This is a genomic window from Brasilonema angustatum (assembly GCF_059505445.1).
The window spans coordinates 124,682-137,432 of the sequence record NZ_JCACKO010000135.1 but is presented as its reverse complement, the minus strand read 5'-3'; the positions used below and the strand labels follow the sequence as shown (position 1 = coordinate 137,432).

At 42.6% G+C, this 12,751-nt stretch carries 16 protein-coding genes; 10 read left to right on the top strand and 6 right to left on the bottom strand.

Annotated features, from left to right (window positions below; translation table 11 throughout):
• Positions 1–47 precede the first annotated feature (47 nt).
• The 6 genes from AC5JM2_RS24725 (at position 48) to AC5JM2_RS24700 (ending at position 2,497) form a co-directional block, all read left to right on the top strand.
• Positions 48–434 carry a hypothetical protein gene (locus AC5JM2_RS24725; RefSeq protein WP_495837458.1) on the top strand — a complete coding sequence of 129 codons (387 nt, stop codon included), beginning with the start codon at positions 48–50 and terminating at the stop codon, positions 432–434.
• Positions 435–729: 295 nt separating this feature from the next.
• Entirely contained in the window at positions 730–1,005 is a 276-nt protein-coding gene (locus AC5JM2_RS24720; protein WP_169268576.1) for a hypothetical protein, read from the top strand.
• Entirely contained in the window at positions 995–1,414 is a 420-nt protein-coding gene (locus AC5JM2_RS24715; RefSeq protein ID WP_495837457.1) for a type II toxin-antitoxin system VapC family toxin, read from the top strand. The genes AC5JM2_RS24720 and AC5JM2_RS24715 overlap by 11 nt, the downstream gene beginning before the upstream one ends.
• 19 nt (positions 1,415–1,433) lie before the next feature.
• Positions 1,434–1,613: a hypothetical protein gene (locus AC5JM2_RS24710; RefSeq protein ID WP_495837456.1), complete on the top strand. Its 180-nt coding sequence runs from the start codon at positions 1,434–1,436 to the stop codon at positions 1,611–1,613.
• Between the two features lie 234 nt (positions 1,614–1,847).
• Positions 1,848–2,063: a hypothetical protein gene (locus tag AC5JM2_RS24705; protein WP_495837455.1), complete on the top strand. Its 216-nt coding sequence runs from the start codon at positions 1,848–1,850 to the stop codon at positions 2,061–2,063.
• A complete protein-coding gene (locus tag AC5JM2_RS24700; protein ID WP_495837454.1) occupies positions 2,051–2,497 on the top strand; it encodes a type II toxin-antitoxin system VapC family toxin in 447 nt (148 codons plus the stop codon). The genes AC5JM2_RS24705 and AC5JM2_RS24700 overlap by 13 nt, the downstream gene beginning before the upstream one ends.
• Positions 2,498–2,796: 299 nt before the next feature.
• Here the strand turns inward: AC5JM2_RS24700 and AC5JM2_RS24695 are convergent, their stop codons facing one another.
• Positions 2,797–4,371 (bottom strand): reverse transcriptase domain-containing protein, encoded by a 1,575-nt coding sequence (locus AC5JM2_RS24695; RefSeq protein ID WP_495837453.1) that lies wholly within the window; start codon positions 4,369–4,371, stop codon positions 2,797–2,799.
• A gap of 631 nt (positions 4,372–5,002) precedes the next feature.
• Positions 5,003–6,217, bottom strand: a complete 1,215-nt coding sequence (locus tag AC5JM2_RS24690) for a TetR family transcriptional regulator (protein WP_495837452.1) — start codon at positions 6,215–6,217, stop codon at positions 5,003–5,005.
• Positions 6,218–6,398: 181 nt separating this feature from the next.
• Between AC5JM2_RS24690 and AC5JM2_RS24685 the strand changes: the two genes are divergently transcribed.
• Positions 6,399–7,247: an acyl-CoA desaturase gene (locus AC5JM2_RS24685; protein ID WP_495837451.1), complete on the top strand. Its 849-nt coding sequence runs from the start codon at positions 6,399–6,401 to the stop codon at positions 7,245–7,247.
• Positions 7,248–7,262: 15 nt separating this feature from the next.
• Here AC5JM2_RS24685 and hpsU read toward each other — a convergent pair whose 3' ends face one another.
• The 4 genes from hpsU to AC5JM2_RS24665 form a co-directional block, all read right to left on the bottom strand.
• Positions 7,263–7,826, bottom strand: a complete 564-nt coding sequence (gene hpsU / locus AC5JM2_RS24680) for a hormogonium polysaccharide biosynthesis acetyltransferase HpsU (RefSeq protein ID WP_495837450.1) — start codon at positions 7,824–7,826, stop codon at positions 7,263–7,265.
• Between the two features lie 241 nt (positions 7,827–8,067).
• The gene (locus tag AC5JM2_RS24675) at positions 8,068–8,967 is read right to left on the bottom strand and encodes a glycosyltransferase family 2 protein (RefSeq protein WP_495837449.1); all 900 of its coding nucleotides are present in this window, start codon (positions 8,965–8,967) and stop codon (positions 8,068–8,070) included.
• Between the two features lie 113 nt (positions 8,968–9,080).
• On the bottom strand, positions 9,081–10,013 hold the full coding sequence (locus tag AC5JM2_RS24670; RefSeq protein ID WP_495837448.1) for a glycosyltransferase family A protein: 933 nt from the start codon (positions 10,011–10,013) through the stop codon (positions 9,081–9,083).
• Between the two features lie 373 nt (positions 10,014–10,386).
• Positions 10,387–11,160 (bottom strand): hypothetical protein, encoded by a 774-nt coding sequence (locus tag AC5JM2_RS24665; RefSeq protein ID WP_495837447.1) that lies wholly within the window; start codon positions 11,158–11,160, stop codon positions 10,387–10,389.
• A 124-nt stretch (positions 11,161–11,284) separates the two neighbouring features.
• Between AC5JM2_RS24665 and cobU the strand changes: the two genes are divergently transcribed.
• The 3 genes from cobU to AC5JM2_RS24650 all read left to right on the top strand — a co-directional run bounded on the left by cobU (position 11,285) and on the right by AC5JM2_RS24650 (position 12,677).
• The gene (cobU, locus tag AC5JM2_RS24660; RefSeq protein ID WP_495837446.1) at positions 11,285–11,824 is read left to right on the top strand and encodes a bifunctional adenosylcobinamide kinase/adenosylcobinamide-phosphate guanylyltransferase; all 540 of its coding nucleotides are present in this window, start codon (positions 11,285–11,287) and stop codon (positions 11,822–11,824) included.
• Positions 11,825–11,940: 116 nt separating this feature from the next.
• Positions 11,941–12,372, top strand: coding sequence for a hypothetical protein (locus AC5JM2_RS24655; protein ID WP_495837445.1), 432 nt, complete (start codon positions 11,941–11,943; stop codon positions 12,370–12,372).
• A 176-nt stretch (positions 12,373–12,548) separates the two neighbouring features.
• A complete protein-coding gene (locus tag AC5JM2_RS24650) occupies positions 12,549–12,677 on the top strand; it encodes a hypothetical protein (protein WP_495837444.1) in 129 nt (42 codons plus the stop codon).
• Positions 12,678–12,751 lie beyond the last annotated feature (74 nt).

Here is a 12,751-nt window from a genome sequence, read left to right as displayed (position 1 = left end):
CGCTAAACTGAAATGAGCCAGTGATTTGAGATCGTAGAGGAATAGAAATGACGGATGAGCCGGTTTTAACTCAGCAGAGGCTAGTCGTAAAGCTTGAAGAGAATGCAATGGATTCTCTGGTGCATGGTGTAGAGCATCATCTTTACAGCAGAAGAAAAACTGATTGGAAGTATGTCATTCTGCATATTTTTCACGCCGTTGAACTGTTTCTAAAAGCAAGGCTGGTTAAACATGATGAGGCGTTGATTTATCAAAATCGAAAAAATGGCAATACAGTAAGTTCTGATGAGGCAGTCGATCTCTTAGTTACAGAGGTAAAGCTATCATTGTTTCGCTATGCAGAGCGTCAAGAGTCAGGAAAATACAAAGGAAAATACAAGCTTGGTGGAGCATTAGATGCTTTGCGAAAAGCCAGAAACGCAATTTCTCCATGAAGATGCATTTAATAGCCTGCGTAGGCAGGCTTTGTTTGTATAGCCCCAGTCTTCTAGACTGAGGGCGAATAAAGTGCAAAGTCATAGAGAATTGGTATTAATTTCGATTGGACAGTATGTGAAAGTTATGAGTTAATGTTCAATATCAACTAAGCGCGATGCGATCATAAGGGCAATGTGAAGATGTTGGTAGCGATCGCTCAAGTTTTCAGGTCGTTTTGTATAATTCCGTAAGCTGATCCGTCTATCAGTGCAGTCAACTAAAATAGTTACAGCCCAGCCTGAAGGAGGATCTATGGCTAAAACTTTTGTGATTACTCTTCCAGACGACTTAGAGCAAGCACTGGCTGTTCAAGCAGAACGCTTGAATAAGTCTCCAGAGGAAGTCGTGTTGCAAGTCCTGTCACAACAATTAACGACTTCATTTCAATCTGATTCCATGCAACAAACAGAAACAGACCCCCTTTTACGACTAATTGGCTCTGTTAGTGTAGACATTCCTGATTTAGCAGAAAACCATGACTACTATCTTGGGCAAGCTTTATGTCAGGAGTTGAAGGGTGTCGAGTAGCATATTTGTGGATACATCTGGTTGGGCAAGTCTTTTTGTTAATACTCAATCCTATTATTCACAAGCAGATCAGTGTTTTCGTTTAGCTCTTCAACAGCAGAAAAAGATTGTTACGACAAATTATGTAGTTGCTGAATTGGTAGCATTGTTAAACAGCCCGCTTCGGATTCCTCGTTTACAGGTCTTTGAAATTGTTGATGCTATCAAGACTGTGCCATATGTTGAAATCATTCACATTAATAACGTAATTGATACTTCAGCTTGGGAACTTTGCAAAAGTAGACCAGACAAAGCTTGGTCATTAGTTGACTGCACATCTTTCGTTGTGATGCAACAATTAGGCATTCAGGAGGCTTTGACAACCGACCAACATTTTGAGCAAGCAGGCTTTATTCGTTTACTGAAGTAGCCGTTGAAGTTTCCTAATTATGCCTAAAATTAGAAGTGGTTCCACAATCTTCAAAAGATACAAGATGCCCACATTAAAGCTGACTAATGAGCAAGTCATTGAATTAGTTAAACTGCTACCTACCGAACAGCAAGTAGAGGTGTTTAGATTCCTACTTCTCCAACAGTGGGGGCAGTGGGAGGCACTACCCTTGCTATAGAATCGATAAAGTTAGACTTATTGCCCAAGAACGAGGCTACAACTGGGATACAATGACCGAGGAGGAGCGTGAAGCTTTCGTTGATAAAGTGGTGCATGAGGATTAGTGCTATACGTTGCGGTTTTTGATACTAATATTTTGATATCTGCTTTGTTGTCTACAAATTGTAGGTTGTTAGTCTATGTAATGGCAACATGGCACGATCAGCAATACAGGCAAAATTGATAAATCATTATGGCTACCTACCAAGAAATCCGTCGTCAAGTTGAGAACCTCACACCAGATGAACAACTCCGCTTGTTAGAGGAGTTAGCTGCGCTCGTGCGTCGGCGCATAACCCCTAAACACAAACGCAGCATTATGGAATTAGAGGGGCTGGGAAAAGAGATTTGGCAGGATATTGATGCTCAAGAATATGTGAATCGGGAAAGAGATTCATGGAATGGTTAATCCAGCTACAGAGTCAAATTGTTGGCTTGGATACTGGACCTTTGATTTATTTCATTGAACAAAACCCAGCTTATCTGGAAGTTGTTCACGCCTTTTTTCAAGCGATGAGCCAAGGTGAGTTTCAAGTCATCACATCTACACTTACATTAACAGAAGTGCTGATCCATCCGTTAAGAGCGGGAAATGTTGAACTTGCTGGGCAATATCGTGACATCCTCTTCGAGCAAGAAAATTTAACGACTGTTGCTGTTTCACCTGCGATTGCTGAACTTGCTGCCCAACTTAGAGCAAAGCACAATTTACGAACTCCAGATGCGATTCAAATTGCAACAGCAATTCAAGGAGATGCTACATTTTTTCTAACAAATGATACACGTTTGCCTGCTATTCCAAATTTGGAATTACTAATGTTAGATGAACTCACAAACCAATAGAAGTAGGCAACAGCAGTAAGTCTAAGTGGATGATTTATCCGTAAATCGTAGGGTGGGCATTGCTCAGAAAAGCTTGTGTGATAGACATTTGAGATAGTAGTAAGCAATGCCCACCTTACAGAAAAACGCTGTAAAAACTATCCTGTAGAGTAACTTGAAGAGAGTTACCAACGCGCACGCCACCAAGCAGCTAAGCAAACTAATATGCAGATTTGTTAGAGTCGATGTCGGGTATTATCCCGAGCACCTCTCTGTTCGATCCGGACGTGCGTATTTCTACGCATCCGGCTCTCGATGTTCTAGGATTTCTCCTTGCCCATGTGGTGGTATTGATGGCATGATTGATGGACTGCTATGCAGTTCTTGGTTTTCCAATTCTGGTGATTTCCATCTATATGATGTAGGTGGACTGTCTCACCTGGAATCATCTTCATTCCACATATTCCGCATGAATGGTTTTGCCGATTTAAGGCTTTAGAGGTGTGTCCGTCGTAGAGCTTGCTATTGCGCTCGCTCCAATATGGTATGTCTCCGTCAAATGGTGACTTTTCTCCCTGGACGTTAACAAATTTGTTTTCGGAGTAAGGAACTTTTGGGAATGCCTTGTCTAGTAATTTCTTACTGGAATATCGGTTATTCTTTGCTTCCTTATTGAACTTCTTGAGCGCTCTTGCTTGAGTGTGGTACAGCGAGTTTCGCGAACCATCCATTTTGCAGTAGCGGTGATAGTTCCTCCAACCTCTAACCAAGGGGGCTAATTTCTCAGCTTTGACCTCGGAACCATAGTTAGAGCAGTTGACGATGGTTTTGACCTTTTGACGGAATGCTTTGAAGTTATCCACCGAAGGGATACATCTAAACTTTCCGTTACTTTGCACTTTGAAGTGCCAGCCAAGAAAATCAAAACCGTCTGTCGATGCGGTTATCTTAGTCTTCTTTTCGCTGATATTCATTCCTCTGTCTGCTAGGAACTGGTTTATCTTTCCAAGTATTTCTGTTGCGTTATCTTCGGGTCGGAGTATTATTACCATATCGTCCGCATAGCGGATTGAGGGTTCAATGATATCTTTAAGTGATGTGTTAGGGGTTATTCTTCTCCCTTTTCCACTGTGATATCTGTGGATACTTTCGATTCCGTTGAGTGCAATGTTGGCTAAAAGTGGGCTTACTACTCCTCCCTGTGGTGTCCCTTGATCTGGGAACTCCGGATTGACTCCCGCTTTGAGGCAGCGAAATATACCTTTCTTTATGCCTTGTGAAGCGATGAGATTATCCATTATGGCGGAGTGATTTATCCTATCGAAGCATTTTTCAATGTCAAGCTCGATGACTCGCTTATTTATTCCGTTGCAGCTTGAGTTTAAATTATTGAACAATTGTCTTTGCGCGTCTTGCGCTGAACGTCCTGTCCTAAATCCGTAACTCTTGGCATGGAAAGTTGCTTCGTGCGCTGGCTCTAGTGCGTATTTCACAAGGCATTGCCATGCTCTGTCCGCAATAGTAGGGACTTTAAGAATTCTGGTTTTACCGTCTTTCTTGGGTATAGGGATTTGTCTTAATTTGCTATGATGCCAATTAGAGTGATTTCTCTTGAGGGATTCCTCAAGTTGGAAGCGTTCTTCATGATTGAGGGACGCTTTTCCATCTACACCCGCAGTCTTTTTACCAGCATTTAGCTGAGTTACTTGACGTATTGCCAATAACCGTGCAGCCTTAGATTTCAGAATCAGTTTTTGAAGTGACCGCGCTTTCCGCATGTCTCTTGCTTTAACTGCTTTGAACAACCGAACTTGTAGGCGAAACAGATTACGTCGAAGTTTTCCCCAAAGTAACTTGCTCCAAGATTCACTAGCATTGCTACTGTGTCCAATCATGCTCTACTCCTAGTGATTGTTTTCTGAACACCTCAGACCAGTTACGGTCTGTCCTACCCGAATTAAAGGAATTCTGCCGCTCGTCTGGCTTACCTGGGTTTCGACCCTTCCCAAGACCTTTAACTCGTTTTTATTCGTTCCTTGGATGAAATTGTTATGTGCCGTTAGGTAGAACCAATTCAACCGCTAGAACCCCTTACTCTTGCCGCTCTTTACATCAGAAGTCGGCGGGATTTTACCTCTAGCCGAGTCGGGGTTTTGTGTTATGCCCCGCTTTATACTAGGTTGCTTTTCTAGGTTCTGTTTTTACCTTGCGCACTCCCCATTAACGCCAGTGTCAGCTCATAACAGCCGTCTGATTGCGTCCTGTTCCCAGCTTCAGCCTGTAAAATTCCGAGTTTACTCACTGTGGGCAGGTAAGGAGTCACCTCTGAGTTTGAGGGGGAGGGTTTTCGCCTCCATTCCATCCAGAGTTCAGTCATTTCTGACTGGTTAGCTTATGTACGGGCTGATTACCGCGATTCAGCTAACAACGAACCGCACTAGTGTTTCCAAAAGAGTGTCCATATCTTGTAGAGTTCGTATTAGATGAAGATTGGCTGCCAGAAGAGAGTCAGTGATGTATTCATTGCTATTGAGGCTTCTGATCGAGGCGAATCGCTTGCTCTAAAGCTGATTTTTCTTTAGCTCTACGAGCATACGCTTGTAATTTTGTACGATTCCAGCCTGTAATTATACTCATATCTTCTAAATTCATTCCCTTCATTAACATTTCTACACACCATGTCTGTTGAGCTTGCTCAATAACTGGCTGTTGCCCTTCTGGTGTTAATAATCCCTCAGTTAATATTCGCCAGCGCTGTTGTATTTCTGGCTGTGTCATTGGTATTCCATCATCATTGAGAAATAATGCAGAGTGGTCATCTTTACGACTTTTGAGCCACTGAGTTAAGGGATTGCGAGTATACGATCCATATCGTTTACCCATAATCCACTGATTCACCGGAACTTGTCGAGTAGCGCCCTGAGTGATTTGCAATAAGTACTGGTTGGCGTCTTTGATTTGGTGCGATCGCTCTAAATGAGCAATTTCTTCTGGAGATAAGCCTGCGCCAAACAAAACGTACGTCAGGGCATAATCTCGCAGTCCTGATTTTTTGGCTCTTTGCAAAACCAAGTGGACTAAATTCGCTGGTAAATCTACAACGTTTTCTGTCGGAATAAACTCATTGTTGAGTTGATCTGAGGATTGTGTGGCTACCTTGAGAAATAGTGCCACCAAATTTTCCAAAAACTCATCTCTGTCATGCCAAAGTTCATGGAATTCACTGGTAAATTCAATCACGGCATACCCCACCAACATACTATTGAGTAAACTGGCTAGCTTTTGAGCCGACAATTGCGTGTGTAATTGCTCGCGTTCCATCATGGTTGCTAAATATTCAGCAACATAGTTGTTGGCTTGCGCTAAGCTTCTTCCCAGTGCCTGACGATTTTCTACTGGATATTTTCCTGCCTCTCCTACCATAGAACGCAGCAATTCCGGAACTTGTTCTAGAGCCTCTAAGCGGTCTTCGCAATAATTTTTGAGAGCTTCATGAACATTGGTCATTTGACTTGCTTGGATTTTTAAGGACTCACCCAGTTCTTTAAACACTGGTGATTCAGAAATAACCGCCAGAACCAATCCGTGCTTATTGCCAAATTGCCGGAATAGCGTCACTTCATTAACTTTCGCTAATTCTGCGACTGCCTTGGTTGTCGTTTCGGTAATTCCCTGAGCTGCAAACAACTCCATTGCTGCATTAATCAGCCTTTGTCGCGTCGAAATTATTTCATTAGACATAAGTCAAAACTGCAAGTGGCACTTGCATTAAAATTTTATCTTTGCTAAGCTAACAGATGTAAGTAGCACTTGCATCCTCTGTTTTTACTTTAGCTATCTTCGCCAGTTTTGACAGGGTATGTGGTAACTAGTACAAAATTGTACTAGTGTATCTACGGTATTCACGTAAAAGGAAACATTTATGACTATTAACTCAGCTGTGGCTGTTGATAAGCAGCCGCTTACTCTGAGCTGGACTAACGTGGCATTTTTCGGTACATTTCATGCCTTGGCAATGTTCGCTCCTTGGTGTTTTTCTTGGTCTGCTTTGGGAGCCATGATATTGCTGCACTGGTTATTTGGCAGCATTGGTATTTGTTTAGGGTATCACCGACTTTTAACTCACCGAAGTTTATCTGTGCCGAAGTGGTTGGAATATACGCTCGCCACCTTGGGAGCACTTGCTATGCAAGGAGGACCAATGTTTTGGGTAGCAGGACATCGGCTGCATCATGCGCATACAGAAGACCTAGATAAAGATCCTTACTCTGCCAAGCGTGGTTTTTGGTGGAGTCATATGCTTTGGATTTTTTACCCACGTCCAGAATTTTTTGAGGAACAACATTACAAAAAATTTGCCCAGGAACTATACCGTGATCCATTTTATCGTTGGCTAAATCGCTCCTTCTTACTGCTTCAAATTCCTGTTGGTGTCCTACTGTATGCTTTGGGTGGATGGTCTTTTGTTGTCTATGGTGTCTTTGTGAGGGCAGTCTTGCTTTGGCATACCACTTGGTTCATCAACTCTGCGGCCCACTTGCGCGGTAACCGTCGTTTCCAGTTGAAGGACAACTCTCGTAATCTTTGGTGGGCAGCGCTTTTAACTTATGGAGAAGGTTGGCATAATAATCACCATGCTTACCCAAATGTTGCTAAAGCTGGATATCAGTGGTGGGAAGTGGATATGACTTGGTGGGCAATTAAGACATTACAAACTCTGGGATTAGCGAAAAAAGTAGTCATGCCTCCAACACCAAAACCAGAAGTTTGACAAATGTTAACTTATTCACTCCCGCTTTCTTAAATAGCGGGGAGTACAAGGGGTTCCCCAGCTAACTTGCTCACAAGGTATGTCAGTAAAAACATTACTACGAGCGCCAATCACAGCATTAGCCCCAATTTTTACTCCTAGTCCAACGAAGCAATCAGCGGCTATCCATACTCCATTACCAACGGTGATACTCGCTGTTTTCAACCCAAAAGCTGGGTCTGTTATATCATGACTACCAGTACACAGGTAACTTTTTTGAGAAATGACGCAGTGCTCACCAATGTTGATATCGTCAAGGCTGTAGAGAACTACGTCATCTCCTATCCAACTGTAGTCCCCAATTGTAATTTTCCAAGGGTAAGTAAAGCGAGCAGTAGGTCTAATGATTACGCCTTTGCCAACACGAGCGCCAAACAGCCGCAGCAACGCGCAACGTAGACTATTGAGCGGGTGAGGAGTCAGGGGGAAGGCGATCGCCTGTACAAACCACCATAACAATATATACCAACCTGCTCGTCCTCGGTCAAACCAGGATTGGTTATATTTACGTAAATCTACAAAAGGTTCGTCACTAGTCATTAGTCATTATTTATTAATCATTAGTCCAAGGTTACAAGCCTTGTTGTCTTTTAATAAACACGCTTAACTCTTAACGCTTAACGCTTAACAGAATAGAAGGGAAAGAGTGTTTCTTTGATTGATAACGGGTGGTGAGCCGCTTGTCAGATGCTCGTAAAGCACTATTTGCTTGATTCAAAAATGAATTTTGAATTTTAAAACCGGGGCGATTTTCTCCCACACTCACCAGGGCATGTGGTTCTCAGCCGCTGGTTGTGGATGTGATGTTGAGTTGTCCGCTATATTGACGTAATTCGTAAAGTTTGACCTCTATTTGATACTGATATTGACTGAGAAGCCGTGCATAAATATACCCGGCTCTACCATCCAAAAAACCACGCTGAATGATGTAGAACAAAATAAACCGCAAAAACGGTTTAAATGGCAGTCGCACCCACAGTTTTTTCAGAAAGCGCTTACGTTGTGGAGCATTCCCGAAGAGATTTGCGCCAATGGTACCACTATCATCTTTGCCAGCGAGAAGATTTCGATAAACATGAGCCTCCCAATTGGAATAACGGTTATGCCGTTCTATCCAGTGAAAAAGGTCACGGAAATCCTCGTGTATCATGTCGTTTTTCAGATATCCAGCTTTTCCATCCAAGATAACGTGTTCGTGAACTTCGTTATCACCAGTGTTGGAAATATTCTCAGTATTCAGGTTTTCATAGCGACCTTTTTTATGTTTAAATAAACGCAAATTCCAATCGGGATATTTACCACCGTGGCGAATCCATGTTCCTAAGAAAAAGACTCGGCGGTTAAGGTAGTAACCATCGTATTCGGGATTTTGAATAACTTGGGCAATTTCATCCCACAGTTCGGCGGTAATACGCTCATCACAATCAACAATTAACACCCACTCGTTACGCAAGGGTAAATTTTCTAAAGACCAATTTTTCTTTTTAGGCCAGTTTCCATTAAAGTAGAATTGTACGACGTTCGCAGCATAACTTTGAACAATTTCGATGCTTTTGTCAGTACTTTGAGAATCTATAACAAAGATCTCATCAGCGGTTTGAACACTTGCCAGACAAGCAGGCAAATTCGCTTGTTCGTTTTTTGCTGGAATCAGTACGGACACAGGTAATTTGAAAGACATACAAGTCACCCCTTCGGGGAATTCAAAATTCAAAATTCAAAATTAACTCATCCCCCAGCTTTAAAAACTTCGCTCTATTCATTTGTTACAAAAAGCTGGGGAATTTCGAGTTGTTACTCTTTTTTAGATTTGGACAGAAGACCCTGAATTGCAGTATTTAAGTATCCAATTTGACCATAAGCATACACAAGTTTATCAAATCGTTCTGCTGGGTCGGGAAAATATTGTAATGTTTTATATAAACCACGTAAAAAACGCTCGGTACCACGCTCCAATTGACCTAAACCAGCTTTGCCCGCAAGTTGTTCGCGGTAACACTCACTAACCCCTTGCCACCAACCCCGGCTAATAAACCAAGAGCGTTTGAGGCGTTCTGGGGAGACATTGTGAGCGACTGTGGCGTTGGGAAGATAAGCAACTTGCATTTGGTGTTGCAGGGCAAGTTCAGTCATTTGCAGTTCTTCGTTTGATAATAATTTTGTCCCAATTCGACCAAGATGAGTATTAAAACCCCCTACTGTTTCGAGAAAGCTGCGGCGGATAGAGTAGTTCAAGCCTCTGGGCGTTTGTCCTGGGTTATCAATGTAGACAATACTCTCACCTAAGTCGTATGCTCCCAAATTGGCAGATAATCCTTTTGATAGCCAACGTGGTGCTTGGGTTCCTTCTGGCCATAATAGAGTCACTTTGCCACCAGCAATTGCTAGTTTCGGGTTATCTTGATAAGCTGAGTATAAAACCTGTAACCAGTCAGAGCTAGCTTCTGCATCGTCGTCAAGGTATGCCAAAATTTCAGCACTAGCAACTCTCGCGCCAGTGTTGCGAGCAACAGATAAACCAAGGACAGGCTCAAAGATATACTTGAGGCGGGGGTTATCGCTTCTTTGTCTGACAACTTCAACAGTGCGATCACTCGATCCATTATCCACGACCACGACTTCAAACTCACCATCAAAATCCTGTGCCAAAAGGCTATCTATCGCAGCGCCTAGATAGGTGTCTCGATTGTGAGTACAAATAATCGCAGAGATTTGTGTGTTTGGCATAGACTTTAAGTTTATGTTTTTTAGACTTTGTTGGTTGTTCGTTTTCGGTTGACAGTTGTTAGCTATTTTACTAACCACTAAGCATTAACGACTAAGCAATAACAAAGTCTCACTCTAGCCTGCTGTTGATCTTATCTATAGCAAATATTTCCCACTAACAAACAACTTTTTTTTAGAAAAGATAAAATTATCTTTAGTTCTTTACGAAGATTTTTCTGAAGAATTCAAAAAACAGAACTCAGAATTATGTCTACGACTCAATACGAATAACTTTAGTTTCTCTGGTTTCCGACTCATTAATAGGTGTAAAAGAACCCTTCTGGGTTGGTGAGTCCTGAGTTCTGTATTCTAAGCGCGAAATTTCAGTCAAATTTCACTGCGATTGAATATGACCGTGCAAAATCACAAGAGTTTCTGCTAGTTGATTGAGACGAGTTTCTAGATCTTGCTTTCGTCCCAACAGTTGGCGCAATTTTTGGTAACGCGCAATTGCCATACTCACGCTCGCAACCTGGTCGGGTGGACATGGGCGTGACCACACTTTACCAGAAGCATCCAAACCACACAAACGATACCCAGCACGGGGTGATTGGCAGGAAACATTGGTCTTTTCTGCACAAATTTCTTCTACGTAGTCCATCAGACGGTCAACTTCTGCATGGCGCAGTGTTGCGGTTCCTCCTGGTTCGGGTTCGCGTTCATGGGATTCTAGCCAGCCATTGACAATCGGTCCTTCTAAATAAAGATCTTGAATCTGGCGGAGAATTTTTTGCAGTTCTTTTTGCCAAGATCCGACACTTTCCTGAATTTCTTGCAACAAATTCATTGCCAAGGCGGGATTTGCTCCGTTGCGATGGCTAGTAAAGCTAGGAGTTTTGAGCTTAGGTAGGCTTGGTGTTTTGCTACCGTTCTCTTGCGCTGGAAAAGTCTGCACAGAAGTATTGTAGGTAGCTAAGTTTTGTTCCAAGTGCCCAGAAGGCTCTTGCTCGCAAAGCTCAGGATCACCTCCTGAGTGCTCTACTCCCCCAAAGCTGATCCGAAACGATAGAGACTGCTTTGTAGAAATATCTGCTTCGACAGAGTCAGCAGTGTTGCGAGTCCCCAAATCGTGTAGAGTTGCCTCTATGCGTTTTATGCCTGCTTTCATACGAATATCAAAGTGTGTTGTGTTTGTAGTGTTCAAGGGCAAAGGCACAAGAGTCACCACATCATTTACTGATAACCTAGTAGAGTTGCAACCCTTCTCAATTCAAGATACTAGGTAAACAGCTTTGAGTAAAGTCGTATTAGTAACTGGACCAGCACGTTCTGGTAAAAGTGAATGGGCAGAAATTTTGGCTATACAATCACAAAAAGCGGTTATCTATGTGGCAACGGCAGTAGAAAACTCAGAAGATGAAGAATGGCAACAACGTATATTACAACATAAACGACGCCGTCCTCAAGATTGGGCGACATTAGAAGTGCCATATGAATTGTCTGCAACTCTTGCGAACGCAGAACAAAATATCTGTCTTTTGGTAGATTCTTTAGGCACTTGGGTAGCAAATCTTTTAGAACAAGACGAGTTGATTTGGGAAAACATTGTTCGAGAGTTTTTAGAAACAGTGGAGTTAGTTTCTGCTGATGTGATTTTTGTTGCAGAGGAAACAGGTTGGGGTGTTGTGCCAGCTTATCCTATTGGTCGAACCTTTCGCGATCGCCTAGGTCATTTGGTGCGTCAGTTAGCAGGTATCAGCCAAGAAGTTTATTTAGTCACAGGGGGTCATGTTCTCAATTTGAGCTTGCTCGGTTCGCCTTTGCCTAAATAAAAAAACTCGCATAGAAATCGCAAAGTAACTAATAGTTAAGAACTCAGTAACTCTTCTTAAGAGTTTATTCAAAATTCCTCACAGAAAAACTAGAATCTACAGTCTAGAATTTTAGTATGGCATCACAACAAGACGTAAAAAGATATTTAGCTTACTGGTTCCAGCTAGGCAAAAAAGTTGTCATAGACAACGGTGCGGCAACCTTACAGCCGCAAAAAGTTATAGCTGGCGATCGCTATAGCGACGAGTTTGAACAGTGCTGGCAAAGGATTATTTTACCTGAGTCAGGCGACTGCTACATAGAAGGTACACGGGAAACCATAGCAGAATTGCTGACACCTGCTTGGGATGTTTCTCCCTGCGGGCGTTGCGATATGCCAGTACCTGTGAAAAATGTGGGCATGCCACCGTTGGTATGTCCTTGCTTTGATTTAACCACTTGGCCTAATACAGAGTTACCAGCACCACGCTCACCAGTCAACAACCAAGAGCAACTCAAGGCAATTCGCGATCGGCTTTTGAATGTTGTGAAATCAACTCGTGAGTAAGTTATTCACCTGAGAATATCACAATGTTTCATAGACGCTGAGATCAAACTTAGCGTTTTTTGATTTGACTGTGAAGAAACACTCTTGAGTGAGAGAGGTGTTTATTTGGCGTTGCTGAATCAAAATATGAATCATGGGATCGCTTCAAGGTTGCGGGCGCTAGGCGATACGCATGATTGCGTCTGCCCTCTGGGCGATCGCACTGGCTAGGCATAAAATTTGCCGTCTCAACTAACGCCAGCAACTTTTTAAACTGGGCACGGCGATCGCTTTATCTTCTGGAGATTTGCCACCAACTCAAATAGAATAATTTTCACAAAGCTTAATGCAGAACAAGCAAAGTACAAAGTTTGAGAGAAAATCACCAGTCTTGACTTGT